Annotated in this window: 26 protein-coding genes and 4 tRNA genes; 14 read left to right on the plus strand and 16 right to left on the minus strand. The window is 60.5% G+C overall.

All coding sequences use genetic code 11. The annotated features are described in order from the left end of the window. Window positions 1–2: 2 nt before the first annotated feature. The 4 genes from MTX36_RS06210 to MTX36_RS06225 all read left to right on the plus strand — a co-directional run bounded on the left by MTX36_RS06210 (window position 3) and on the right by MTX36_RS06225 (window position 3,020). Window positions 3–677, plus strand: coding sequence for an urease accessory protein UreF (locus MTX36_RS06210; protein WP_243618833.1), 675 nt, complete (start codon window positions 3–5; stop codon window positions 675–677). Then, the gene (gene ureG, locus MTX36_RS06215; protein WP_243618834.1) at window positions 670–1,419 is read left to right on the plus strand and encodes an urease accessory protein UreG; all 750 of its coding nucleotides are present in this window, start codon (window positions 670–672) and stop codon (window positions 1,417–1,419) included. The genes MTX36_RS06210 and ureG overlap by 8 nt, the downstream gene beginning before the upstream one ends. After that, entirely contained in the window at window positions 1,419–2,174 is a 756-nt protein-coding gene (locus MTX36_RS06220; RefSeq protein WP_243618835.1) for an urease accessory protein UreD, read from the plus strand. The genes ureG and MTX36_RS06220 overlap by 1 nt, the downstream gene beginning before the upstream one ends. A gap of 96 nt (window positions 2,175–2,270) precedes the next feature. Further along, window positions 2,271–3,020 (plus strand): SDR family oxidoreductase, encoded by a 750-nt coding sequence (locus tag MTX36_RS06225; RefSeq protein WP_243618836.1) that lies wholly within the window; start codon window positions 2,271–2,273, stop codon window positions 3,018–3,020. 57 nt (window positions 3,021–3,077) lie between these two features. On the opposite strand, the gene phoU is transcribed toward MTX36_RS06225, so the two are convergent. The 5 genes from phoU to MTX36_RS06250 all read right to left on the minus strand — a co-directional run bounded on the left by phoU (window position 3,078) and on the right by MTX36_RS06250 (window position 9,210). Then, window positions 3,078–3,773, minus strand: a complete 696-nt coding sequence (gene phoU, locus MTX36_RS06230) for a phosphate signaling complex protein PhoU (RefSeq protein ID WP_243618837.1) — start codon at window positions 3,771–3,773, stop codon at window positions 3,078–3,080. Between the two features lie 73 nt (window positions 3,774–3,846). Next, window positions 3,847–5,775, minus strand: coding sequence for an LCP family protein (locus tag MTX36_RS06235; protein WP_243618838.1), 1,929 nt, complete (start codon window positions 5,773–5,775; stop codon window positions 3,847–3,849). Between the two features lie 157 nt (window positions 5,776–5,932). Beyond that, window positions 5,933–7,075, minus strand: coding sequence for a tRNA dihydrouridine synthase DusB (gene dusB, locus MTX36_RS06240; protein ID WP_094271266.1), 1,143 nt, complete (start codon window positions 7,073–7,075; stop codon window positions 5,933–5,935). An 81-nt stretch (window positions 7,076–7,156) separates the two neighbouring features. After that, window positions 7,157–8,116 (minus strand): acyl-ACP desaturase, encoded by a 960-nt coding sequence (locus MTX36_RS06245; RefSeq protein ID WP_243618839.1) that lies wholly within the window; start codon window positions 8,114–8,116, stop codon window positions 7,157–7,159. 215 nt (window positions 8,117–8,331) lie between these two features. Further along, a complete protein-coding gene (locus tag MTX36_RS06250) occupies window positions 8,332–9,210 on the minus strand; it encodes a LysR family transcriptional regulator (RefSeq protein ID WP_374230433.1) in 879 nt (292 codons plus the stop codon). Window positions 9,211–9,308: 98 nt separating this feature from the next. Between MTX36_RS06250 and MTX36_RS06255 the strand changes: the two genes are divergently transcribed. Then, on the plus strand, window positions 9,309–10,526 hold the full coding sequence (locus tag MTX36_RS06255; RefSeq protein ID WP_243618840.1) for an MFS transporter: 1,218 nt from the start codon (window positions 9,309–9,311) through the stop codon (window positions 10,524–10,526). Between the two features lie 44 nt (window positions 10,527–10,570). Here the strand turns inward: MTX36_RS06255 and MTX36_RS06260 are convergent, their stop codons facing one another. Continuing rightward, window positions 10,571–11,152: a DUF937 domain-containing protein gene (locus MTX36_RS06260; protein ID WP_243618841.1), complete on the minus strand. Its 582-nt coding sequence runs from the start codon at window positions 11,150–11,152 to the stop codon at window positions 10,571–10,573. Between the two features lie 100 nt (window positions 11,153–11,252). After that, window positions 11,253–11,699 carry a hypothetical protein gene (locus tag MTX36_RS06265; protein ID WP_243618842.1) on the minus strand — a complete coding sequence of 149 codons (447 nt, stop codon included), beginning with the start codon at window positions 11,697–11,699 and terminating at the stop codon, window positions 11,253–11,255. A 100-nt stretch (window positions 11,700–11,799) separates the two neighbouring features. On the opposite strand from MTX36_RS06265, the gene MTX36_RS06270 reads away from it, so the two are divergent. Then, the gene (locus MTX36_RS06270) at window positions 11,800–12,192 is read left to right on the plus strand and encodes an MmcQ/YjbR family DNA-binding protein (protein WP_243618843.1); all 393 of its coding nucleotides are present in this window, start codon (window positions 11,800–11,802) and stop codon (window positions 12,190–12,192) included. Window positions 12,193–12,226: 34 nt separating this feature from the next. Further along, window positions 12,227–12,826, plus strand: coding sequence for a hypothetical protein (locus MTX36_RS06275; RefSeq protein ID WP_243618844.1), 600 nt, complete (start codon window positions 12,227–12,229; stop codon window positions 12,824–12,826). 13 nt (window positions 12,827–12,839) lie between these two features. Here the strand turns inward: MTX36_RS06275 and MTX36_RS06280 are convergent, their stop codons facing one another. Together MTX36_RS06280 and MTX36_RS06285 are read right to left on the minus strand one after the other, a co-directional pair. Continuing rightward, window positions 12,840–13,928 carry an NAD(P)-dependent alcohol dehydrogenase gene (locus MTX36_RS06280; RefSeq protein WP_243618979.1) on the minus strand — a complete coding sequence of 363 codons (1,089 nt, stop codon included), beginning with the start codon at window positions 13,926–13,928 and terminating at the stop codon, window positions 12,840–12,842. A gap of 29 nt (window positions 13,929–13,957) precedes the next feature. After that, complete coding sequence (locus MTX36_RS06285) at window positions 13,958–14,431, minus strand: DUF4334 domain-containing protein (RefSeq protein WP_243618845.1); 474 nt, start codon at window positions 14,429–14,431, stop codon at window positions 13,958–13,960. Window positions 14,432–14,542: 111 nt separating this feature from the next. Here MTX36_RS06285 and MTX36_RS06290 point away from each other — a divergent pair, with 111 nt between their 5' ends. Beyond that, entirely contained in the window at window positions 14,543–15,100 is a 558-nt protein-coding gene (locus MTX36_RS06290) for a TetR/AcrR family transcriptional regulator (protein WP_243618846.1), read from the plus strand. Between the two features lie 148 nt (window positions 15,101–15,248). Here MTX36_RS06290 and MTX36_RS06295 read toward each other — a convergent pair whose 3' ends face one another. From MTX36_RS06295 to MTX36_RS06320, 7 genes are all read right to left on the minus strand, one after another. Beyond that, the gene (locus tag MTX36_RS06295; protein WP_243618847.1) at window positions 15,249–16,061 is read right to left on the minus strand and encodes a CPBP family intramembrane glutamic endopeptidase; all 813 of its coding nucleotides are present in this window, start codon (window positions 16,059–16,061) and stop codon (window positions 15,249–15,251) included. Between the two features lie 383 nt (window positions 16,062–16,444). Then, entirely contained in the window at window positions 16,445–16,687 is a 243-nt protein-coding gene (locus tag MTX36_RS30205) for a hypothetical protein (protein ID WP_308198198.1), read from the minus strand. After that, on the minus strand, window positions 16,687–17,430 hold the full coding sequence (locus MTX36_RS30210; RefSeq protein ID WP_308198199.1) for a PrsW family glutamic-type intramembrane protease: 744 nt from the start codon (window positions 17,428–17,430) through the stop codon (window positions 16,687–16,689). Before MTX36_RS30210 ends, MTX36_RS30205 begins: the two co-directional genes overlap by 1 nt. Beyond that, a complete protein-coding gene (locus MTX36_RS06305; protein ID WP_243618848.1) occupies window positions 17,430–18,092 on the minus strand; it encodes a hypothetical protein in 663 nt (220 codons plus the stop codon). Before MTX36_RS06305 ends, MTX36_RS30210 begins: the two co-directional genes overlap by 1 nt. 273 nt (window positions 18,093–18,365) lie before the next feature. After that, window positions 18,366–18,441 (minus strand) — tRNA-Lys (locus MTX36_RS06310). Between the two features lie 12 nt (window positions 18,442–18,453). Further along, window positions 18,454–19,845 carry an MFS transporter gene (locus MTX36_RS06315; RefSeq protein WP_243618849.1) on the minus strand — a complete coding sequence of 464 codons (1,392 nt, stop codon included), beginning with the start codon at window positions 19,843–19,845 and terminating at the stop codon, window positions 18,454–18,456. Next, on the minus strand, window positions 19,842–20,309 hold the full coding sequence (locus MTX36_RS06320) for a MarR family winged helix-turn-helix transcriptional regulator (protein ID WP_243618850.1): 468 nt from the start codon (window positions 20,307–20,309) through the stop codon (window positions 19,842–19,844). The genes MTX36_RS06315 and MTX36_RS06320 overlap by 4 nt, the downstream gene beginning before the upstream one ends. Before the next feature lie 420 nt (window positions 20,310–20,729). Between MTX36_RS06320 and MTX36_RS06325 the strand changes: the two genes are divergently transcribed. The 6 genes from MTX36_RS06325 (at window position 20,730) to ftsW (ending at window position 25,408) form a co-directional block, all read left to right on the plus strand. Beyond that, window positions 20,730–21,383 (plus strand): TetR/AcrR family transcriptional regulator, encoded by a 654-nt coding sequence (locus tag MTX36_RS06325; RefSeq protein ID WP_243618851.1) that lies wholly within the window; start codon window positions 20,730–20,732, stop codon window positions 21,381–21,383. 112 nt (window positions 21,384–21,495) lie between these two features. After that, window positions 21,496–21,568: transfer RNA gene (locus MTX36_RS06330), tRNA-Glu, on the plus strand. Between the two features lie 144 nt (window positions 21,569–21,712). Beyond that, window positions 21,713–21,786: transfer RNA gene (locus tag MTX36_RS06335), tRNA-Asp, on the plus strand. A gap of 69 nt (window positions 21,787–21,855) precedes the next feature. Beyond that, window positions 21,856–21,932, plus strand: a tRNA-Phe gene (locus tag MTX36_RS06340). Between the two features lie 303 nt (window positions 21,933–22,235). Further along, window positions 22,236–23,825: an ABC transporter substrate-binding protein gene (locus MTX36_RS06345; protein WP_243618852.1), complete on the plus strand. Its 1,590-nt coding sequence runs from the start codon at window positions 22,236–22,238 to the stop codon at window positions 23,823–23,825. A gap of 194 nt (window positions 23,826–24,019) precedes the next feature. Continuing rightward, window positions 24,020–25,408: a putative lipid II flippase FtsW gene (gene ftsW / locus MTX36_RS06350; RefSeq protein ID WP_374230440.1), complete on the plus strand. Its 1,389-nt coding sequence runs from the start codon at window positions 24,020–24,022 to the stop codon at window positions 25,406–25,408. Window positions 25,409–25,453 lie beyond the last annotated feature (45 nt).

The following is a 25,453-nucleotide window of genomic DNA, read 5'->3' on the forward strand; positions in this document are numbered from 1 at the left end:
CGGTGTCCGCCGAGATCGCGTCGATGCTGCTGGCAGACGGACGATTACCGACAGGCGGGCATGCACACTCGTCGGGGCTGGAACCGGCATTGGCCGCTGGTCTGCGTCAAAGCCAGGTTCCGGATTTCATCCGGGGTCGACTCGAAACGGTTGGTGTCGTCGAAGCTGCGGCAACAGTTGTCACGAGGCGCTGGGCAATCAGCGGCGGAAGCGCAAGCGAACTCGAAGCCATTTCGAACGAACTGCTTGCCCGCACGCCCAGCGCTCCATTGCGTGAGGCGTCGATCCAACTCGGCCGGGGACTCGCCAGGTTGGCGTCGAGGTTGTGGCCGCAGCATCATGCGGTGCAACTGCTGATGGCGCTGCCCGGTCATCCGATGCGGCCGTTGGCGCTGGGAGTTTTCACCGCCGTCGCCGGCATGGACGACACGGCGGCAGCCCGATCATGCCTGTACGACGACGCTCAAACCGTGGCGTCGGCGGCATTGAAGTTGCTGCCGGTGGATCCGGCAGAACCGGTCGAGTGGCTACTGCAGGTGGCCCCGACCATCGAAAGAATTGCGCGAGCCGCAGTCCAAGTGGGCTGCGCCGCAGACATACCTGCAACTACCGGACCGTTGGTCGAACAATGGTCACTTGAACACAACGCTCGATCCAGGAGGATTTTCCGTGCTTGACAATCTGAACACCCCCGCGCCGAACACCGTGACCGCTGCCCGAGGATTGCGACTCGGTGTTGCCGGTCCCGTCGGGACGGGCAAGAGCACGCTGATCGCCACCATCTGCCGTGAATTGGCAGCTGAATTCGAGATCGCGGTTGTCACCAACGACATCTACACGGACGAGGACGCGCGGTTGCTCCGTGCGGCCAACGTCCTACCCATCGAGCGCATTGTCGCTGTCGAGACCGGTGCCTGCCCGCACACTGCAATTCGAGATGATGTCACGCCCAATCTCATTGCGGTGGAAGATCTCGAGCGGGAGTTCAGCCCGCTCGACATGGTGATCGTGGAGAGCGGCGGCGACAATCTGACGGCTACGTTCAGCCCGGCTCTGGTCGACGCTCAGATCTTTGTCATCGATGTTGCCGGCGGCGGTGACGTCGCGCGCAAGGGCGGACCCGGTATCGAGCGTGCAGATCTCTTGGTGGTCAACAAGATCGACCTTGCTCCGTACGTTGATGTCGACGCAGTCTTGATGGTCGCAGATGCGACCGCCGCACGTGATGGACTGCCGGTCCTGGCGCTCAGTCAGAAGGATCACGCCACCATCGATCAGCTCAGCGCCTGGATTCGTCAGGTCATCGCCGCTCATCGCGCCGGTAGTCATGTTCCGCAGGATCCGGGTCCGATGGCGCCGCACTTCCACGCTGACGAAGACGATCATGGTCACGGGCACAGTCACTCTCACAGTCACTGATGAATACGTCTGCGCCGGTGTCGGGGGCAACCAGGATAGTCGTCGAACGAACCGGGGATACCGCCACCGCCGCGGAGTTGATCTCCGGAGACTTCCTGGCCCCACGGTTTGTGAGCTCCCGCGGGCTGCACGTGCGAATTGCCTTGGTAGGGCACAGTGCAACGCTGTTGGCTGGTGACGATCTCCGGATCGAATTCGACGTCGCACCGGGCACTTTCCTCGAGGTGATCGAACCGTCGGGCACCGTGGCATACAACGCGCGTGGTGGTCATGCGTCGTGGACTGCAACTGCCCGGGTGGGCGCAGGCGGCGCACTGGTGTGGCGGGCGGCGCCGTTCGTGGTGGCGGGCGGCGCGAATGTCAGTAGGCGCATTGATATTTCACTCGAAGCCGACGCCGTTGCTCTGCTCGACGAAATGGTTGTGCTGGGTCGTACGGGGGAGATCGGTGGGGCCTTGCGTTCGGATCAGCGGATCACTGTCGACGGGACTCCGTTGCTGGTGGAAACCCTGGATCTACGAAGTGTTTCCGGCCGCAGCCTCCCCGGTGTTCTCGGTGGGTGCCGGGTACTCGGCACCACCATGCTGCTGGGAATGAAGACCACGGACACCGTCGACGGGCACGTCACGCCTCTGGCCGGTCCGGGCATGTTGGCCCGCGCGCTTACAGATCATGCCCATCAGGCGACCGCTGCCTTGGAGGAGATCTGCGCGGATTGGTATGCAACGGTGGCCGGGCGCTACAGCGTGGTCTGAACAACGTGATCGGACCGCTGTCACATTCCGGGTAGTTGCCTCGTCTATCTCATGTCGCGACTGACGCGAACAGGGCAGAATGTGTCAACGGAGGCAATGATGCGGATTGCAGTTCTAGGCGGAACCGGCTTGATGGGCAAACTTGTTGTCACTGCGGCAAGGGACGCAGGCCACGACGTGGTGATTGCTGCCCGCTCGACCGGCGTCGACATCAGCACCGGGATGGGTATGGACGCGGCGTTCGATGGTGTCGACGCAGTAGTCGACGTCAGCGATCACGTCACCAACAACGCAAAGAAGGCTGTGGAGTTCTTCGAATCGGCGGCCGAGAATATTGCCGAGGCCGAACGCAAGGCCGGGGTGAAACACCATGTGCTGCTCTCGATCGTCAATTGCGACAATCCTCGACTGAAAGCATTCGGGTACTACCAAGGCAAGGCAGCGCAAGAACGCGCTGTGGAAGCGTCGGGAATCCCGTTCACGATTCTGCGATCGACACAATGGTTCGAGTTCGGTGAAAAGACCGTGTCTCTCATGGGTTTCGGTCCAGTGGCGTTGGTACCGCGGATGCTCTCGCGACCGGTCGCGGCCAAGACTGTCGCCCGGACGCTGCTGAATTGCGTCGAACAAGGTCCGTCGGGGCGAGCGGCAGATCTTGCCGGACCCGAGGATCTGGAAATTCCGGTGATGACACGCACGATCTTGCAGCACCGTGGTCAACGAAAATTGTTGATTCCGATATCGGTACCGGGTGCCGGAAAAGCCATGCGCGGTGGAGCTTTGCTTCCTGGACCGGGGTCGACGTCCGCCGGGCCCACGTTGGACGAGTGGTTGAACGCACGCTGATAGGAAAGGCGGCCGTGCACGGTGCACGGCCGCCTTCAACTCACGTTTGTGGAGTTTTTACAGATTCGGGTACGCGGTCAGCTTGTCGACCTTTTCGATCTTCTCGGGTTCTTCCGGCAGCTTCCCGGTCACGAGGAAGATCACTCGTCGGCCGACCTCGACTGCGTGGTCGGCAAAGCGCTCGTAGAAGCGGCCGAGCAACGTGATGTCGATGGCAGCGGCAACGCCGTGCTTCCATTCACGATCCATGAGGACGGTGAACAGGTGGCTGTGGAGATCGTCCATCGCCTCGTCGTCTTCGACGAGACGTGCAGCGCGCTCGGGGTCGCGAGACTCGAGAACTTCCTTGGCAGCTGCGCCGATGGACACGGCGATTCGCCCCATTTCGGCGAAGTAGCCGTTGACTTCTTCAGGAAGTACATGGTTGGGGTGACGACGGCGCGCGATTTTCGCGACGTGCAGGGCGAGGGCGCCCATGCGGTCGATGTCGGCGACGATCTGGATTCCGCTGACGACTGATCGAAGATCGCCGGCGACGGGAGCCTGCAAGGCGAGCAGCGCAAAGGCACGCTCCTCGCACAGGGTGCTGAGGTCGGTGATCTTGTCGTGCTCTCCGATCACCTGCTCGGCAAGGGTGAGGTCAGCTTGGAGCAGCGACTGGGTGGCGCGCTCCATGGCGGTCCCTGCCAGTCCTGCCATCTCGCCGAGCATGTCAGCAAGCTCGGTCATCTGTTCGTTGTAAGCCACGCGCATGAGGTCAGAGCCTACGTGCCGTGAAAGACCAAGTCACAAGCGACAGGTGAACGCAAGGTGAATGATCTGCTCTTCAGATACAGGCGGTGTCGCCGGCATTGACTGCGGCGATGTCGGGAGACAGCGATGTCGAGGCACTCGTGTCCACGGATTTCGGTTCGGCGGAGAGTGTTGTGCCAGGGTCGGCCGGAGCGACGACTGTTCCGGAGAAATCGCTTCCGATCACAAGTTCGACCATCTCGCCCATGCTCGGCGTGACCACGAGGACGGCACCGGGAACTGCGGAGGCCACGGTCGCGGCCTCGGCTTCATAGCCGGGCGCGTATCGCACGACAGTCTGAGTGGATTTGACGTTGGTCAGGCCGGTCGCCGCGGCGGCATTGCCGACATTGGCGACATGGAAGCCCCGAGTCTCGAGTTCGTCGGCGACGGTTGCAGCTCGGCCGGAAATTCCTGATGCATTCGAGACGTCGATGGAAACGTTGTAGGCACTCATTGCTTCGACCGTCGTTGCATCGGGCAGTGGTGCGCTCGACGTCGACGGCGCCGTGCTGCTCGACGTCGGTGCGTCGTCTTCGGGCCGCTCTTCACCGGGCAAGGGTTCGTCGTCGATAATTGCCTGGAACAGGGCTTTGATCTCTTCGGTCCGGGGGATCTCGTTGCCCCAGTCGTTGGTGCCGTCGGTGGGGACGGTCAGGAACGTGACCGATCCGGCGTCGACGTTCTGCAACGATCGTCCCAGCGTGACCAGTGACTTCGTATCGATGTTCTCGACAAACGTGTCGCTGGTGAAGGCGTTGATGAAACCGTTGAGCTTGCCGGGATTGAGGAGAACCTGGTTGGACAGCGCCGATCGGAGGAGCGCGGACAGGAACTTCTGCTGTCTCGTGATGCGTCCGTAGTCGCCGTTGCCCTCGGCTTCGACGTGGCGGGCGCGGACGTAGTTGAGTGCGGTCCGGCCGTCGAGCAATTGGTTGCCGCTGGTCGGCAGGACAGTGCCGAGAATGCCGTCTTCGATGGGGACCGGGGAGCAGATATTGACGCCGCCGACGGTGTCGACCATGCGCTCGAATCCGGCGAAGTCCATGCCGACGAAGTGGCCGATCTTGAGCCCGGACATTTTCTGGATGACCTTGACCAGGCAGTTGGGTCCGCCGAGTGCATACGTGGCATTCAGTTTTTCACCGCTCGCAGCGGGGAAGTATTCGCTGGTGTAGGTGCCGGTGTTGTTATCCCAGCCCTTGCACATCGGGCGGTCGACGTCGAGGTCGCGGGGGAACGAGACGGCGACAACGCGGCTTCGATCCGCTGGGATGTTGACCAGCATCACGGTGTCGGCGCGGGCGCCTTCGGCGTCGTCGACCGTTCCGGCGCCGATCGTGCCACTGGCTCCGGCGCGTGTGTCGGTACCGACGATCAAATAGGTTTCGTCGCCGAGTTGGCCCAGTGCGTCGACGATGTCGTCGGAGTTGGTATCGAGTGCTGCGATCTGTTCGAACTTGCCGTCGGTCGCGTGCTGGTAGCCCCAGACGACGCCTGTCAAGGTCAAGGACATCACGGCCATGAACGCGACGGCTGATCTGCTGATCACCTTGAGGCGCTGACGACGCTTGATCTTGTTCAGTGCGAGCCTGCTACCGCCGGTTGCGTTGACGACTCGAGGAGACGCGGACGTGGGCGGTTCGCTGGAGATCCATTCGGCTGCAGCCGGCGCTATCGGGGGTGTCGGAACGGGTCCGCTGTGCAGATTCGAATCGGTCGGTGCGTCACCTACTCGGGCGACGAGTTCCGCAACCGAAATGCTGTCTTCGGTGTTGGGGGAGTCGCGTCGACCGAACAGACCAGCGATTCGGCGTTCTGTTCCCGGCGCTTTCGGCTCGGATTCAGGTGTCGGTTTCGGGCGCTCCGAACGGCGGTTGCGGTATCGCTGATCTGCGAGTGGCCGTTCCCACGGTGCCCGGCTTTCGGGCGAAGGCGGGCCCGAGTCGTGATCATCACCCACCGATGCAACCTGTCCCGTCGTCGACTGCCGATTCGGACAGTTCGTTCTGTTTTTCGCTGTACCGCAACACCTTTTGGTGAAGCTGGAGCCATATTACTGGTGAATCCTGAGTTATCCACTCAGAAAGCCGACGAATCGACCGAATTCACATTGAAAGCTATCCGCCCGAGTGCATCATGTCGGCGCCGACCGGCACCACATCGTCCTCGGGATCGTCGAGCCAGCCGTCGGGCAAAGCCACCTGACCAGGGGAGCCCTGGCGCCCGCGGGGGCCTTCGGCGTCCTTCGGGAACGGCACGTCGTGATCGAGCTGACCGAGAAGATCGTCGAGTTCGGTCAATGTGCTGACCAATGCCATCGACACCCGCAGATCCGATCCGACCGGGAAGCCGCGCATGTACCAGGAAACGTGTTTACGAAGCTCACGCAGGCCCTTCATCTCGCCGTGGTGCGCGGCCAGAAGCTGCGCGTGACGGGCGATGATCTTGGTGACTTCACCGAGCGTCGGAGGCGTGGCGATGGTCTGGCCGTTGAGCGCCGCACTGAGTTCGGCGAACAACCAGGGGCGTCCGAGGCAGCCGCGGCCTACAACCACGCCGTCGCATCCGGTTTCGTCCATCATCCGGGCAGCGTCGGAGGCGTCGAAAATGTCGCCGTTGCCGAGGATCGGAACGTCGGTGACGTGCTCTTTGAGGCGTGCGATCTCGTTCCAGTCGGCAGTTCCGGAGTATCGCTGCGACGCGGTACGGGCGTGGAGAGCAATCGCGGCAGCACCTTCAGCTGCAGCGATACGTCCGGCGTCGAGGTGCGTGTGGTGGTCGGCGTCGATACCGACACGCATCTTCACGGTGACCGGGATTTTGGTGCCTTCGGTGGCGCGGACTGCAGCCGCGACGATCTGGCCGAACAGACGGCGCTTGTACGGCAGTGCCGAGCCGCCGCCCTTGCGTGTCACCTTGGGGACTGGGCAGCCGAAATTCATATCGATGTGATCGGCCATGTTCTCGTCGACGATCATCTTGGCCGCGGCATACGTCGTGTCCGGATCGACCGTGTACAGCTGCAGGGATCGTGGAGTTTCGGTGGGGCCGAAGGTGGTCATGTGCAAGGTGGCCGGCTGGCGCTCGACGAGAGCGCGTGCCGTGACCATCTCGCAGACGTAGAGGCCGGAGGTGCTGCCGGCCCGTTCGAGTTCGAGTTCACGGCAAAGCGTGCGGAAGGCGACGTTGGTGACGCCTGCCATGGGTGCGAGGACCACGGGGCTGTGCAGCTCGAGTGAACCGATACGAAGGGATGACATGACTACCTCTGAACAAATATTTCTGACAATTGAAAGTGCCCGGTACCGAATCCGGTACCGGGCACAGAATAGCTGGTGAAATTAAGAAGCCTGCTGTTCGCGCTTTGCTGCCTCGCGGGCGAGCATGCGATCGCGCTGCTCCTCGAACTTGGCTGCCTGACCATCGAGTTTCTCGAGGTATGCCGCCAACTCCTCGCGTGTGTTCTCACCTTCGGCGCTGAAATCGTTGCGTTCGAAGATGTTCCACTTGCGCAGAACGGGCCAGATTACTTCGTCGATGTGCTGGCGAAGGTCGTAGATTCCGTGCTTGGCCATGAGGACCCCGTTGCGACGGAAGTTCGGCATTCCGCTGCCGGGCATCTGGAAGTTCTGCACGATGTTCGACACGGACTTGAGCGTCTGGTCGGGCGCGAGGTCGAGTGCTGCGGAACAGATGTTGCGGTAGAAGATCATGTGCAGGTTCTCGTCGGCAGCGATGCGCTGAAGCATCTTGTCTGCGATCGGTTCGTTGCAGGCCTTACCGGTGTTGCGGTGGCTGACGCGCGTCGCGAGTTCCTGGAACGTCACGTAGGCGACAGAGTGAAGTACGCCGGCTCCGTCGTCCGGGACAGCCGGGTTGTAGCCGGTGACCATATGTTCCATGCGGAGGCGTTCGAGTTCGACGGGGTCGACGGCGCGGGTGACGACGAGGTAGTCGCGCATCACGATGCCGTGACGGTTCTCTTCGGCGGTCCAACGGCCGACCCAGGTACCCCAAGCGCCGTCCTGCGAAAAGTTCTCGGCGATCTCACGGTGGTACGACGGCAAGTTGTCCTCGGTGAGGAGGTTGGTGATCATCGCGGCGCGAGCAACTTCACCGAGCTGCGACTGTTCGAGGCTCCAATCTTCGCCGCCCATGGCTGCAAAATTGCGACCTTCGTCCCACGGGACGTAGTCGTGGGGATGCCATTCTTTTGCCATGGAGATGTGGCGGTTGACGTTCTCTTCCGCGACCGGCTGCAGTTCCTGTAGCAGCTCGAGCTGCGTCAGATTCCTCGTCATTGATTGCCTCCGTGTTGAGTGAATGCCCGACTTCGCCCCAGCCTACGGCACCGTAGGTTTGAAGAGAATGGCATGAATTTTCCCCCAGGATCGAATGTTACCGACCCGTAGCTAGATGCTGATTGATCAGTTTCGTTGATCGGCCGTATTGTCTGATCCGTTCGGATCACATGTGATCCAAATCATACCTACTGGTGCGGTTGTGTGTCTGAATTTCAGGACCAAATATTTTTGCGCACGAAGTCGCGGAATTCGAGCGCAGGCCGGGGCAATGCTCGATCGTCAACCCAGATGAGGCCGATCTTGCGCTCGGCGTCGGCGATCGGGACATAGACGATTCCCTCCGCCCAGATGGGCGGATCCTGGATCGGCATGACCGCGACTCCCAATGATGCCGAGACCAGACCGCCGACGGTGGCGAGTTCGCTGCTCTCGAACACGAATTCGGGAGTGAAACCCGCAGCGGCGCACATTTCGTCGAGAATTCTTCGCATACCGAAGTCGGATTGCATGCCTATGAACTGTTCGCCCGCTGCCTGTGAGAGTTCGACCTGCGGCAGTTGGGCAAATCGATGCCCGGCGGGTACGGCAAGTGCGAGTCTCTGCTGCGCAATCTGTGTCCACGCGAGCGCAGGGTTGTCCGGTTGTGGGGAGACGATGGCGAGGTCGGTCTCGCCGGACGAGACGCGATCGGTCAGGAATTGTGCGCGGTCCTGGTGAAGTTCGAACCGCACATCGGGATGTGCGACCCGATAGCTCCGCAGCATCCGCGGAACCAGCCAGGTGCCGAAGGAATGGAGAAAGTCGAGCCGAACTGTGCCGATGTCGGGACTGCGAAGCGTGTCGATCCGACGCTGCGCATCTTGGAGATTTTTCAGTGCGCTACCGGCGTGTTCGTAGAGAATTCGGCCGTAGCGGTTGAGGGTGAGCCGGCGCCCGTGCCGGTCGAAGAGTGGCACGCCGATCTGTTGTTCGAGTCGTGCGAGTTTGCGGGACAGCGTGGGCTGCGACAGATGGGTGAGGTCCGACGTGGCGGTCACCTGCTGGGTTTCGGCGAGTACGACAAACCATTCGAGATCTTCGGTCAGCATCACTCCCTGAATCTATATGTTCCTGAGGCATATAGAAGTCGACATTCATGCATTTTCTTTTGTTGCGGTGGGGCGGGAGGATTTGCGACGGAGGTAATTCGATGAGTGTTTCGACAGAAGTTGGGGCGAATGTCGTGCCGCATCGGCGCGGGTCGCTCGGATACCGGGCCGTCACCCTCGCGCTCTTCGCTGCGGGATTGACGACGTTCGTGTCGATGTACTCGGCTCAGGCACTACTCCCGGCGTTTGCGGAAGCGTTTACGGTCTCGCCGGCGGTGTCGGCGCTCTCCGTTTCGGTAACCACGGGAATGGTGGCATTGGCAATCATTCCGGCCAGTGCTCTGTCCGCGCGGTACGGCCGAACCCGAGTCATGATCGTCTCGGCCGTCGCCTCCTGTGTGATCGGCCTACTCTTGCCGCTCAGCCCGACGATCGAGGTTCTCCTGGTAGGCCGGGCGCTCCAAGGTGCTGCACTGGCCGGCATTCCCGCAGTTGCGATGGCCTACCTGGCAGAAGAGATCGACCCGAAGGATTTGGGCGCTGCGATGGGTCGATACGTCGCGGGCACCACGATCGGCGGATTGATCGGCAGACTGATCCCGTCGGCGGTGATCGATGTGAGTTCGTGGCACTTGGCCTTGTTTGCGGTCGCAATGGTCTCGACGGTGTTTGCGCTCATCATGATTCGCACCTTGCCGACATCGCAGTTCTTCCGGCCCCAGCCGGTCTCTCCGAGAAGGTTGGTCGCGAATCTTCGTGTTCACCTTGAAGATTCATCGTTGCGGACGCTCTTCATCTTGGGTTTCGTCGTGATGGGTGCATTTGTATCGGTCTACAATTTTCTCGGATTTCGTTTTGCCAGTGTACCTTTCGGACTTTCCGAGGCTGTGGTGGGCTTGGTGTTCCTGTTCTACCTCGCCGGGACATTCACTTCGACGATAGCCGGCATCGCTGCGGACAAGTTGGGGCGGAAGTGGGTACTGCTGGGCTCCGTGTCAGTGACGGCATTGGGTCTGGCACTAACCGTTCCCGACAATCTAGTTCTGGTTCTGGCGGGAATGTTGCTCTTCACCGGCGGATTCTTTGCGGCACACTCGGTGGCAAGCGGGTGGGTGGGACGGCTTGCCCAGCTTCATCGGGCGGAGGCGTCGGCGCTCTATCTTTTTGCCTACTACGGGGGCTCGTCGGTGGCCGGTGTCTTGGCGGGTGCCGCCTACGCCGCCGGCGGGTGGAATGGGGTCAGTACCTTTGTCGGTTGCTTGCTGCTCGTCGCAATGGTGTTGTCGCTGAAGATGTTCAGATCCGTGCCGGTGGGCTGAAGTCAGTGCGGCGACTCCGGTTCGGGAGCCGCCGCGCTGTGAGACTACTTCTTGCCGCCGCCGAGAAGCCCGCCCAGTAGATCGCCGATACCGCCTCCGCCGGAGCCTCCCAGGAGGCCTCCGAGTGCGTCGCCGATGCCGCCGCCGGAATTGCCGCCGCCGAGCAATCCGCCCAGTAGATCGCCGATGCCGCCGCCGGTTGAAGCCTGCGTCTGCGTTGTGTTGCCGCCGCCCGTGAACTGCTTGGCGAGGTAAGCCAGAACGATCGGTGCCAGGATCGGGAGAAGTTGCTTCACCAGATCGTTGCCACCGCCCACTCCGCCGAGTGTGCTGGCGACCTGATCAGTGTTGTTGCCGAAGATATTCGCGACAATTTTCTGCCCGTCTTCGGTGTCGACTTTGCTGATGTCGATGCCGTCGTCGAGAATTGTGGTGTCCGCATGCGCGTGCAATGCGCTCTCGAGTGAAGCCGCTCCGGCCTCGTCTTCTGCGTTGGCGCCGAGGCCGCCGACAAGCGTCGGAAGTGCTGATTTTACTGCGGTTTCCGCAGTTGCACGATCTACTCCCAGTTGCTGCGCAATCTGGTCGATCGGGATCTGTGACAGAAGGTCGTCGAGCGAAGCCATTGATGCCTACCTCTTCTGGGGTGTTTCCTTGGTCCACACCCGGTTGGTGCAGACACTAGTCAATGTTCAACTCTCGAGTAACCCTGAGGTTGCTCTGTGGTCAGGATCTTGCCTTCTCCCGAGGAACCAGGCAGGCGAGAAGCGCGAGAATCAGACCTCCGGCGGTCAAAATGAATCCTGTCTGATTTGTCAGGACTGTGGCGTAGTTTTCCCGGATGACGTTGCCGAATTGGTCGTTCACCCGGTAATAAAACGTGCCCAGCGTCCCCAAACCGACAACGATTCCCAGCCAGGCCGCGATGCGCGAGCCGAACAGTGCGGCAACGAGAATCAGCACTGCGGCAGCAAGGAGCAGGATCATCATCGATCGATAGAACATCACGGATTGTTCGCCGATCTGCTCGATCACCCAGCCCGCCGGAAACCCGTCTCTCAAATCCTCGAGGCGGACATTGATGGGTTTCACGCCGGCCAATATCGACATGAATGAGCCGACTGCAATGGCAATGCCGCAGATCAGCAGCACCACATGAACAAACGTACGCATGCCACTCTCCCGAAGGATTGGGGTCGTCTAACGTGGTCGAACGGAGCCTAACGCGATTACGGGTGGGATGCGCCGAGAACTAGGTGCACAATCTTCTGTCATGACGGACAACATGGTTCGGCTCGAGGAGATCTCGCTGAGTCTTCCCGAGGCTCAGCGCGTCGACATCGAGGTATGGGACGGGCATCCCACATTTCGGGTGCGGGGCAAGAACTTCGTGTTCTGCAATGTCGAAGCGACGTCTCTGACGGTGAAGCTGAGCAAGGAAGAGGCCGAAGCTGTTGTGGCTACGGAGTCTTTTGTCAGTCCGGCGAGCTACGGGCTGGGGAGGCACGGTTGGGTCGTTCTGGACATCGGTGCCGACGTCCCCGAAGAACTGTGGGATCAACTCGAAGAATGGATCTACACCTCCTACACGCTGGTGGCACCCAAGCGGCTTGCCCGAATTGTGCTCGATGCGGATACCCGCGGCGGCCACCAGTTAGATTCGTGACAACAACAGTGCCGAACCAAAACGAGGATTTGTCATGACGACACCGGAAACATCACCGGCTACAACTGCACCCGGCATGCCGCCGTGGGCGAAGAAGGCCATAACCATCGCGGTGGCGGCAGTAGTACTGGTCATCACGTATTTGATTCTCGCCGCGTACCTCCCGCGCTGGTGGTCTCAGCGGATTGCGTCGCTCGCCGACGGCAGTTTCAGTGGAGGCATTGCGTGGGGCGTGATGTTCGGGCTCGTGTGCACGTTGGTTCCGCTGCTATTCTTCCGTGCGATTTGGCAGGTGCGCAAGCGCAAGCATGCTCGTGTGATGCAGATCAGCGCTTTGGTGCTCGGCGTGATTTTTGCTTTGCCCAACCTGCTGACACTGAGCATTGTGCTCGGCAACAGTAGTGCTGCGCATGCCGGCGAACGTGTCCTCGACGTCGACGGCCCCGGCTTCCGCGGTGCTTCGGTGCTGGGCGCTGTAATCGGTGTGGCGTTGTTCATCGGAATCGTATTTCTGGGGTACATGTACAACAAGCGCGGCAAGGAACTCGCGAAGATGCGCGGCGACGGGAAGAAGGGCGACGGCAAGAAAACTGAGCCCGAGGCCAATGTCGAGAGTTCGCACCTCGAAAAGTGAACCGGCGCTTGGTTCACCACAACAGGACGGGTTTGATCACCTTTCCCGAGGTTTGATCGGCGACGGCTTGATTGATGTCGGAGAACGCATAGGGCGTTACCAGACGATCAATCGGGAAACTGCCGGCGTTGAAGAGTTCGACGAGTCGGGGAATGAAAGTTGTGACGTCCGAGTCGCCTTCGATGCATCCCCGAACGGTCTTCCCATTCAGCATGATGTCGGCGATGTTCAGGGGGACTTCGCGTGCGCCGAGTCCGACCACGGCCAGAGTTCCACGTGCACGCAGTGATGCGACACCTTGATTGATGACTGCGCCAATTCCGGTGGTGTCCAATGAATGCGCGGAACCGCCGTCGGTGGCAGCGCGCACGGCATCCACGATGTTGTCGGTTGCCGGGTCGATCGTGACCGCGCCGAACTCTTCGGCTAGTTTGCGACGTTCCGCCACCGGGTCGACTGCGACGATGGTGGTGACCCCTGCTGTTCTTGCGGCCAAGATGGCAGCGAACCCGACGCTGCCGGCTCCGAAGACGACAAACGTCGAGTCAGGTTCGGGCCGAAGCATATTGAGTACAGCGCCGGCACCTGTCTGGAACCCGCAACCCAGAGGCGCTACGACGGCCAGGTTGACGGCCGGATCGATGACAACGGTGTTGTCCACCGTCGTGATCGCGTATTGCGCGAAGCTGGATTGCCCGAAGTAGGCGGCTCTGATCGGTGCGCCGTTCTGATGGATCGGAGACGAACCGTCAGTGCGAACACCCGCACTGTTGAGTTGGTGGGAGCGTTCGCAATACGCTCGGTGCCCGTCGATGCATTGGCGGCATACACCGCAACTACGGACGCTCAGGAGTACGTGGTGACCGGGAACGATGTGTGTGATTTCGGAGCCCACGGCCTCGACGATTCCTGCACCTTCGTGTCCGAACAGACAGGCGCCAACCGTCTGCGGCAGTAGGGATTTTGTGAACAGGTCCGTATGACACAGTCCGGTCGCGACGATACGTACCAATATCTCGTCGGGGCGGGGATCATCGATCTGGACGGTTTCGAGCGTGAACGGCGATTCCGGACCGCGAGACAGTGCCGCTGTCATCTGCATGGCGAAGGTCGAGTTCTGTTCGGCGCGAATCAAGCTCGCTCGAGCAGGAAGTAGTAGTGCTGACCGTTGTCGAACACCAACTTCGACTTGCCGTTCATGATTCCCATCAGTGTCTGCTCGTCGACCTTCTTGAAATGGTCGAAGATCGATACTCCGTCGTAGACCATCGTTGCTGTCACTTCGCCGCGGAATTCGATGTTCCACAGGCTCGCTTCTCCGTTGCCACCCTTGACATCGGAGTAGAGGTTGCCGTCTTCGTCGCGGCAGATCAACGGCTTTGCGTCGTTCAGGGAGTTGAATGTCTTTCCGTACCAGCGGGTTGCGGCCAGTGCGTCGTGTAGCCGGTGGCCGGTAGCGAAGTCGTCGCCCTTCCATTCGCCGAGGATGTCTGCTGCTGCGACTGTGTCGAGTGCTGCCCAGATTTTGTCGAGTTCAGCCGGTGATACACCGCTCTCAGCCGCTCGGAGCAGTGTGAATGCAGTGCGGGCCTCGTCGAGATTCATAGGGATCCTTGCGGTCGTCGTTCAAGTTCGCGAACCAAACTGTTCGCCAACTCCGGACGCTACGCCGAACCGGATGGTTCGGCAATGGTCAATTCGTTCTAGGCTGTTCACATGCGTTCAGCCGGGGAAGCCACAAGAGACCGCATTCTTGCTGCCGCGAAGGAAGAATTTGCCCGGCATGGTCTGGCAGGAGCTCGGATCAATCGGATTGCCGCGGAGGCTCGGGCCAGCAAAGACCGTCTGTACGCGTACTTCGCGAGCAAGGAAGAACTGTTCGCTGCTGTTACGGCTCAGTGGACCCTCGAAACCACAACAGAAACGGCATTACGCGGCGACGACCTACCCGGATACGTGGGGCGGCTTTTCGACAATTATGTGGCTCATCCCGAGAATGCCCGTCTGCAGGAGTGGGCGGACCTCGAAGCGCCGGATGTGATGAGCGAGAACGACATACGCAGCAGAACTTTCCGCCCCAAAATCGAGGAGATTCGTCGAGGGCAGGCAGCTGGTCACATAGATCACAGTTGGAATGCGTCGGAATTGTTGTTGGTGATCACCGAGATCGCCAGGACTTTGTCTCGCCCCGGTGCTGGGAAGGTCTCTCGAACTTCAGCTCAGCGCCGGCTGACGGCAGTCGAATCAGTCCGGCGATTGATCGCGAGTTCCTGACTGTGATGCTGCACGTGTTTCGATAGATTCTTGTGCGCGCTGACAATGCTGTTTTCGGTAGAAACTGCAGCTAGCGCACCGGTTGAAACGCACATCGAGATGTACCCCCTAGTGACCCGGCGAGGTTCGCTGCGCCGGGCCAGCGCATCTACGTGCGGGATGGGGCCGAGTCATCGGCGGGCTGGGACGGTTCGATGGCGCGACGTTTGACGAGCAGAATGATTGCAAGGATCGGGTAGACAAGGATCGGAGCGATGGCCCCGACGTAGCTCTGTTGGTCCAGCAGGATCGCGGAACCGCTGAGCAGTGCAAAGTCGAAGAGCCCGTGCAGTACGGAGTTGAGCACGTTGCTACCCGAGACCCGGCGAGTGAGATAGAAGAAGTACCCGGCGAAACTGACCAGGATCGCCTGAGGGATCGCGGAAGCACCACTTCCGAAGGCGTTCGTCAGGTGGACAGCGCCGAAGATGAGGCTGGACCACAGAGCAACCTGGCCCTCGCGGAGGCCGTGGTTGCGCAACACCGTCACACCGATGCCGCGGAACATTCCTTCCTCGCCCCATCCGACGAACTGTGTGGCGATGAGAACGACGAGGATGAATATCCATCCCTTCTCGGCAAGCGCGCTGTAATCGATGCCCAACAGGATGCCGACAAGCAGAATGATGGGCACAACCCATACCCAGCGATTGACCGGGCGGTCATCCTTGATTACCGGTCGCCACCATCCCAAAGCTGTGATGACGCCGTAGGTAAAAATCAGCGCGAGCCCGAGTGGGATCGCCATCGTGAAGATGACCCCGCGGGTGGTCAGGGTGTTGTCCTCGTCGCCCCATCCAGCGATGAGGCGGCCGCCGAACTGGATTATCACCAAGTACGCAATGACCACAACGGCGAAGGCAAGGTAGGAAAGGTGGCGCCCGCTGATGCGCGGGGCAGCTTCATGCTTCTGTGTGTTCACTGCGGAAGATTAACGCAGCGATGCAGTAGAACCGCGCAGCACTCTGAAATATCGCAAATCGGATACTTTGCACTGATCCAATGCAAGGCTGAGCTAGAAGATGAGGGCTGGATCGCACACCGCTGCAGATGACCGACAAGGTCATCTGCGGCGGTTTCTGTTCGATACGGGTCAGGCTTCGACCGACGGGCGGCCGCTTCTGATCCGACTTACCTCGGATCGAGTGAATTCGACTCGACCGGAGTCGGTTCCGTGTGAATCTGCCAGAGCGTCGGCGAGATCTGCAGCGGCCTCGAGAACGTACCCGTTGCGCTTGCGGGCTGCCTGGGTTCCAGCAGATTTGCGGAAGGCCTTGCGGGCCTTACGGTCGCCGCACAGCGCAGTCAGTTCGTCATCGGTGATGACGCCGTGTTCGGCTTCGGTGATGACGCCGTGTTCGGCCTCAGGGCCAGGATGTCCCGAAGGAACTGACGCTCACGAGGAGCCGTCATCCGGAACGCTCGGACCACGAGGGTAAGCGCAGCCGCGATCATGATGATGAAGAGTGGGAAGATGAGTGCGTTCTTGCCCTGCACGAGTGCGCCGGCGGAATCCCAGAGTCCATGGAACAGCATGGCTGACGCCATCAGTGCGAGACCTCGACCCACCCGGCGTGGTTCGGCCGGGCGGCCCAGGAGATAGACGAGCCCGGCGCATGAGCCGCTACTCCGAAGACCATGCGCAGAACGATGGTCGACATTGCCGCGCCCACCGGATCGGCTCCGAACTGCGATGCGGCTGAGTTCAGTGCGTAGAGAATGTCTTCGAAGATCTGGAAGCCGAGTCCGATGAAGGCGCCGAGAATAAATCCGTCGAATGCGGTGCGCACAAAGCGGGACGCCAGTGCGATGAGTAGCAGCAGTCCGATGCCCTTCGCGATTTCTTCGGTAAACGGTGCCGTCAGACCGGGGCCCCAGTCAGACGCCCAGGCCTGCCCGAAGATCTTGGCGTAGAGGGAGATGATCGCGTCGTTGGCGTTGGCCGCCATCGCCCACGTTGCGGCGAAGCTGCCCCACAGGAAGGCCACCACGATCAGTTTGACGGGCTGGCGCGAGTATCGATCCATGTGATGTGTGAACCACCAGAAGATCGCGCCGTACACAGCGAACAGCACGACGGAGAGCGTGATGGCATCGGCGTAGGCCGGGGCGGACGCGGACAGCATCGAGAAGAGTTTGAAGGCTCCGCTGACGACCAACATCAGGTAGACCCAGAATGCGGCGCTACGTGGTTGGTAGAACGTGAACGACCGACCCCAGCCGGAGTTGTGAATCGCTGCGAGCTGGGCGGTGCTCAGATCGCCCGTCGAGTGCACGGTGGACGTGTTCATCACGAACCCTCTCCGGTTTGGTGGCTGATGCTCACGATCATGCGAGCGACGTCATCGGTGATCGTTGGGTCCACGTCGATCGGGCCAGTGGAGACCACTTCGATGCCCTTGCCGTTGGCGACAAATGCTGCGATCACGCCGTCGGCGTTCGAGTTCGAATAACTGGTCAGCATGCCGCGGAGGCCGCTAGCGGTAGTGATCGCAGAAGCATCACTGCTCACCCGCAATGATTTTTCGGTTGCGAGGGTGTCCGATGTCTTCTTGATCTGTTCGAGGAGGGCGTTCGCGTCCCCGGCAAACGGCGCGGTGTACACCGTGAACATCGCGCTGCCGTTCACCAAGGTTGCGCGAGGGGGGAACGAACCAGCAGTTGGAAGGTCGGTTGCGCGAACGCCAGCGGTGATTCCCCACCCGAGCGCCGGGATGAAAGTCACGCCACCTTCGATTTCGATGACGTCACCGGCCACGATTTGGTCGTCGTAGGAGACCGAGTCGTTGATCGCCGGGATGACAATGCTCATCACAATCGCGATGGCGAGCACTATTGCAGCTGGGACAAGCGTTGCGCGGTCGAGGCCGAACCATCGTCGATCCACCGGAACCCAGCGGTCGTCGGGTTCGTACGGTACCGGTGGTGGTGCCACTGGCACGCGAGTGTCCATGTCGGACATTGTTGCCTCTGGCCTTCGCGGCGTAATTCGTTACGGCGTTCGCGCACAAGAAGTTCCGTGAGGAATCACTGAACTGTGGTGCTGGGTCGAGAGCGAATCCAAGGGGCGACCCTCACGCGCATAAAAGTAGCAAACCGAACAATTCTGACACGATGCGAATCGCACCTAAGGGTAGAAATCGAGAGTCCGCGGCGTGCCGACGGCAACGCGGGTAGTGAAACAAAACAGCCCGACACCCTCCGAAGAGAGGTGCCGGACTGCTGTTGGTGCCCCCAGTAGGACTCGAACCTACGACCTGCGGATTAAAAGTCCGTAGCTCTACCAACTGAGCTATAGGGGCGCGGCGCAGAGTCTAACCATTCCGAAGAGAGCGTGAAAACACCACCCCCACCAGAAGGGTGATTCCGATGATCGTGATGACTCCTCCAGTGCGGTGTAAACCGGCGTCGTCGATGGTTCCGCGCATGGTCAGTTCGATGACAACGGCCGCGAGGTTGGCTCCGATGTACTGGATCGTCCGGTAGAGGCCGATAGCCATTCCGACGTCGGCTGAGGTGGTCACGGAGTTGACGAGATTTTGATTCCCCATGTTGTTGTAGCCGTTCGGGATGCCGAGGATCGCGGCGACCACAAGAAGGACAACGAGGGGTGTGCTGCTCGATTCCACGAAAGTGACGAGAAGTCCACCGATGGTCAGCGCTGCAGTCCCGATCAGCAAGGTGATTCGTGCGCCGTAGAGGCCGTAGGTCCGGGATGCGGTCATGGTGGAGATGATTCCCACGGCGGCGATGGGAAGCATGACCAGACCAGCGGTGGTGGGCGACATGCCACGCCCGACTTGCAGCCACTGGGGGAGTCCGAAGAATATGCAGTAGAAGGCGGTGTAGGTCAGGAGGGCGCGGCCGAGGGTCATGCTCAATGCGTGGTTGGCTGCGACCGCGCGGACGTTGATGAACGGTGTGGCAGTTCGACGTTCCCACAGTGTGAACAGAATTCCCGAGACGGCGATCGCCGGCAGCAGATACCAGGACGGGTCGTCGGAGAGAGATAGCAAGAAGAGCATTGTCGACGTGATGAGCGCCAGGAAGAGCATGATTCCGACTGGATCCAACGAGCGGACGAAGGTGGTAGTGCTCGATTTGTTCGGTCGTGGTGGATCGGCGGGGGTGGCGAACGAGACCCAGAGTCCGGTGACGACCACGATGGGCAGGTTGACCCACATGATGGACTGCCATCCGAGTGTTCCGACCAGTAGACCGCCCAGAGTTGGTCCCAGTGCGACGACGGATTGTGCACAGATCGTGAGTGTTGCTATTGCGGAACGTGTTTGAGCTTTGTGCTGATCGGCATACCGGCGGACGATGGTCATGGCGTTGGGATATTGAGTGGCCGTGCCGATTCCGAGGAGTATTCGTGCAGCGATGAGCCAACCCAGCGACGGGGCGAGTGATCCGAGGATCGCGCCCGCGGCGATCAGACCGAGGCCGGCGAGGTAGGTGCGCTTGGCTCCGAGGATTGAGCCCAGACGCCCGGCAGTCGGAGCGGTGACAGCCGTGGCGATGTAGAGCGCGGAGATCACCCACGCTGTGCCGGAACCCGAACCGAAATATATTGCGATGGGAACGATCGCCACTGCGATCATCGACGAGTTCAGTGGCTGGAGGATCGTGCCGGATCCCAGGGCGAGGCTCAGTCGAAGGGGGACGGACGCTCGTGGTGCTGATGCCCCGTCGGCGTCCGTCACGGTTTCGAGGCAGTTCGCGGATCGGCTGATGGGGATTGTGGGGGAGTGGAGTGGCCGAGTCTGCGCAGGATTCTTCCGGCGATCAGGAGAAGGTCGCGCTCGGCGTCGGTGCACTCGGCATCCATCGCGTCGGTAAGCCACCGCGTCATGTGCCCCCGGTCGTCGCGGTGTGTCGATGTTCCCAATTCGGTGAGGTCGATGAGGTTCGCGCGGCCGTCCGAAGGGTCTGATCGACGGGTCACCAGTCGCTGTTCCTCGAGGGCCATGATGGTTTTGGCGATCGATTGAGGCGTGACACGCTCAAGTTGCGCAAGACTTTTTGCGGTCATCGGTCCGCTCCGATTGAGATGTCCGAGGGCCTGGATGTGGGTGGGGCTGAGGCCGCGTTCACCGCGTTCGGTGCGTAGGCGTCGTGTGAACACGCCGAGGTCTTCCCACAGTCTGTCGATCTCGTCTTGGGTCATTTTCAACTCCTCGGCCGCCTCTTAATTAGACAGCCTAACTGAATAATTTTTTCGAAAATTCCTGATTTTGAGGTGTTCGACCGGAATAAATAGTACCTTTGGTTGTTCAAGTAGTTGGGCCAGCGTTGAGATCTCTGCAATGTGATTGACCCATTGCCCGCCTAGGGGAACACGAAAGCTCGGATGCGCACCCCCTGCGCCGCACCCGAGCGAGCAAAACAATACCACTCGGTGTGTTATGTGAACCGGCAGGCTTTTCGGTGTCATCTGACTGACTGACACTCACTAGTACTTTTGGTGGGTGTTACGCGATGCCTTACGGGACGTAAGCCGAGAAGATATTGTGAACTTTCGGGGGATTGTAGGTGCCGCAGGCGGCACCTTTCGGAGACCGACTCGTCGAGAGGTATGACACCGCCAATGGCACGTCAACAAGAGCGTGCGCGGCGTACCCGCGCCGCCCTGGTCGAAGCGGCTGCAAGTGAGTTTGCCAAGCGCGGCTACGCCGCCGCCTCGGTCAACGCGATTCTTGATGGCTCCCAAGCCACCAAGGGCGCCATGTACTTCCATTTTCAGTCGAAGGAAGAGTTGGCGAGGGCGATCCTTACCGGCGCAATCGAGTTATTCACCGACGTCACCGATCAGTGGGCAAAGCACACTGATCTCGACCCGTTCCAGCTTCTGCACGGTCTGGTGCGTGATGTCGCCACGCTGTTCCAGACCAATGTGATCGTGCGCGCGGAGTTCAGGCTGATCATCGAGCCTGAGTTCTATGCCGACGTTCAGGCGGGTGCAGGAGAGGTGTGGGGACGCTCGGCGCATCAGTTCGCGGCACTGGCCCAGGATGCCGGTCTGTTCCGTGAAGATGTGGATATCGAGAAGTTCACGCGCGTCCTCGCGGCAAGTCTTGCCGGCCAGCGCTACATGGCCGACCTGACTTCGCAGAGTGGTGACCTAGCGTCCTGGTTCGAAGAGTCTCTCGAGATAGTGCTCGAAGCGATGGCCAGCGCGGAATGGCTCGAGAAGTTTCATCGCGACGGGTGGGCTCCGGTTGAGTCCTACGTGCAGCAATAGTGCGATTTCCGCTGCCTGACCTGGCGATTTGGGTTTTTCCAGTTACGTGTCTTAAGCTATCCAAGCTCCCAACGGAATGCCGTTGGGGAACTAGTTCGGAGTGATCCGACGGGCCCCCTTCGTCTAGCGGCCTAGGACGCCGCCCTTTCAAGGCGGTAGCGCGGGTTCGAATCCCGTAGGGGGTACGTTTTGCGAAAGCGAAACGATGCAGTATGGTTTGACCGGCAAGACCCGCACGACAAGCTTTGAGTTGCAGAAATGCCCAGCTAGGACAGTGGTTTGGGAGCAGCGAGAAGATGTAGTACGGTTTCACAGCAAGGAAAAAGCAAGGCCCTGTGGCGCAGTTGGTTAGCGCGCCGCCCTGTCACGGCGGAGGTCGCGGGTTCGAGTCCCGTCAGGGTCGCAAAGCGTTGTTCTCAGTCATCTGACTGAGAACAACGCAATGCGTAGGCATTCGGTTCGGGTGCCGTCCGGCCAGGTAGCTCAGTTGGTACGAGCGTCCGCCTGAAAAGCGGAAGGTCGCCGGTTCGATCCCGGCCCTGGCCACCAAAACTCGATATTTCAAGCTTCAGTTTCGACGTTCTCAGAACGCGAATCTGGAGCTTTTTTTATTGCGTGGCATCGCCCCTTCTTCCGGTTGGCCGATCTGGTTCCTTTTCGGAAGATTCCGGTCAGCGGGAACGTGCCGTGCGTCACTTATCTTCGATCAGCAGTATTGGCCACTGCGCCCCATTCCATGGCGGCGCGTGGTCCGGTTGTCTCTCGACGGCCGGCCCTTTTTTACTGCACAAGAGGGAAGTGAAGGTCGACGTGTCGAACTCGAGACCCAGACGCATCGGGAAAATTAGCCGGGTGGCGGTTGCATTGTCAGCGGCGGGCGTATTGCTCGTGGGCTGCGCCAGCACCGACAACGACACCAGTTCTCCGGGCGGTGACTCCACGGCCTCGGCTGCATTGACCGGGATGGTCAATCCGCAGAGTGACCCCGGACCCGCCGTTGCCGGCGGAACACTGACTTACGGTGTGCAGGTCCTGGCAGCGACCCTGGATCCGACGAAGACAGCAGCACGTGGCGGCTCGGGCGGCGAGGCACTGGCTGCCGTGTACGACGTTCTGGTGAGCTACGACACGACGAGCGGCGATTTTCAGCCGAAGCTCGCCAAGTCACTCGAAACCAACGACGGTGGCACGACGTGGACCTTGAAGCTCCGCGACGGAGTGACGTTCAGCGACGGGACCCCGGTCGATGCAAATGCAGTAGTCGCGAGCATCCATCGGTACAACGCGGGTAAGGGCAACGGAGCGGAACTGTGGGTCGCTTCCGTCACATCGATGGACGCCGTCGACGCCTCCACTGCTGTTTTCCACCTCAATGCACCGTGGATGCGTTTCCCCTCGATGCTGGCTCTCGGCCACGGAATGATCGTCGCTCCGTCGTCGCAGCAGGGTGACAAGTTCACCGCTATCGGTGCCGGACCATTCACCGAAGATCTGTTCACTCCGAGCGTCGAGCGAGTTTTCAAGGCCAACCCCGCCTACTACGGTGGCGCTCCGAAGCTCGAGAAGTTGCGCATGGTGGCGCTCAACGGGCCGCAGGCCAACCTCGAATCTCTGAACAGCGGCCAGTTGGATGTTGCATACATTCGTGGTCTCACATCAGCTATCAATTCTGCGAAGTCTGCCGGATACCCCGGATACATGGACGTTCTCAACGCCGGTAGCGCCGAAATCATCAACAACCGCGAGGGCCGCCCGGGTTCGGATGTTCGGGTCCGCCAGGCGATCGGCTACGCACTGGATCCCGAGCTGATCGATCAGCGCGCCGAGAACGGTGAAGGACTGCCCGGATCCGAGCTCTTCGGTAAGACGTCGCAGTGGCACGTCGACACCCCGGGCATCGCCTACGATTCGGCCAAGGCCAAGGAACTTCTGACCCAGGCCAAAGCCGACGGATACAACGGAAAGCTCAATTACATCGTTCTCAGTGAGCCCAAGGACCACGCGATCGGCCTGGCCGTGCAGTCGCTTCTGCAGGCAGTCGGCTTCGAGGTCAACTTGATTCTGGCCAACAACGCCGGTGACATCGTTCAGAACGTCTACGTCAAGAACGATTTCGACCTCGCACATGCCGGCATCGGCCTCTACGAGTCGATTCCGGACCTCGGACTGTTCTCGACCACCAACAGCACCTCGAAGTCCAACACCGCGGGTTACGCCAATCCCGCGATGGACCAGTTGATCGCAGAACTGCAGCAGACCAAGGACAACGCTTCCGCTCTCGCCGTGATCAGCAAGATCCAGACCTTGTGGAACGAAACGGTGCCGTCGGCGCCGGTCGGTGGTCTGTCCTCATTCTGGGCATGGCAGAAGAACGTGCACGGTGTGGTTCCGACCGCAACCGGCATCATGCTGTTCGACCAGGCATGGATGGGCGCGAAGTAACTTCTCCGCCAACTCGACGAGCCCCGTCCGACGAGAGTCGGGCGGGGCTCGTGCTGTGCTGGGTGTGACACGTGAGACCAGTGTTACCCACGAGTTAGAAGTCGTGGCACGATACTAAAGTGGTGACGGATCGGAGCGACGACAAAGGCAAAGCGCGCGGGGGCGAGCCGATGACCTTCCGTGCCCGTGCAGCGATGTGGACCAATCGTCCGTTGTTCGACTTCAACATGATGGTCGGCTTGGTCATCCTGATCGTGGCCTTCGGTTTGTTGATGGTGCTCTCGTCGTCGAGCGTCGAATCGTATGTCCTCTCCGGCACGTCGTATGCCCGGTTCTGGCCGCAGTGCATGTTCGCGGCGATCGGGCTGGTGTTGTTCGTAGCTGTTGTGCGAGTGCCCACGGAACTGATGCGTAAATACTCGCCGTGGCTGTTGATCTTGTGTTTGGTCCTACTTGTGCTGGTCTTGATTCCGGGTATCGGATCGGAGCAGATGGGTGCCCGAAGCTGGTTCGTCGTTGCCGGAATCTCATTCCAGCCGTCGGAACTTGCCAAACTCGCGCTGGCCATTTGGTCGGCGGCGACGGTGGCGTCGTTCATGAATTCGAGACTCGACGTCAACCGAGCCCTGCCCGTCATCGGTGGCACCACACTTCTTGTTCTTGTTCTCGTCGTGCTGGAGAAGGACCTCGGCACCACCATCACGATCGGCATCATCTTCATGTCGGTGCTGTGGTTCGGATTGTTCCGGATCAAGACGTTCATTATTCTCACATTGGGTTCCGGCGTCGCCTTCCTCGTTCTCGGGCTTACCGCCGGTTACCGCTCGGATCGAATCAAGGCATATCTGAATCCCGATCTGGATCCGCAGGGCCTGAATTTCCAAAGCACTCAAGCCAAGTACGCCTTGGCAAACGGCGGAATTTTCGGACGCGGCCTCGGGCAGTCCGACGCCAAATGGAGCTATCTTCCGCAGGCACACAACGACTTCATCTTCGCGGTGATCGGTGAAGAGCTCGGACTGATCGGCGCGCTGATCGTGGTGGCACTTTTTGTCGCAGTCCTTCTGGTCGGTCTGAGAATCGCGAAGCGTTCGACCGATCCGTTCCTCAAAGTCATGACGGCGACCGCAACGACCTTGATCGTGATGCAGGCCTTCATCAATATCGCGTACGTGGTGGGTCTGATCCCGGTGACGGGTTTGCAGCTGCCACTCATCTCGGCCGGTGGAACGTCAATGATCACGACGCTGTTGATGTTCGGCTTGATCGCACACGCCGCGTTCCGTGAACCGGAGGCCGTAGCGTCGCTCGAAAGTAGTGGCCGCGGATGGATTCCGTTTGTCTTCGGAAAGCCGCGCTTCGGTGAGGCGAAGAAGCTGACGCCGAAGCCGCGGGAACGTCCGCAAGCTCGGCGGGCACCTGCCCGGGCACCTGCCCGGGCGCCTGCCCGGGCGCCGCAGCGGGATCGGCAGCGGACGCCGCAGCGAGCGCAACAGCCGGATCGACGGCGTTCCGTGCGACGTGACGGCGACGACGACCCGCGATATCGCAGCGGTGGAACCCGCCCTCGACGTGCTTCCTGATCTGTCCAGTACGCGTCGGGATCTCTGGTGGGCGGCTACATTGGA

The sequence above is a fragment of the Rhodococcus sp. ARC_M6 genome (assembly GCF_022810305.1).
Taxonomy (GTDB): domain Bacteria; phylum Actinomycetota; class Actinomycetes; order Mycobacteriales; family Mycobacteriaceae; genus Rhodococcus_F.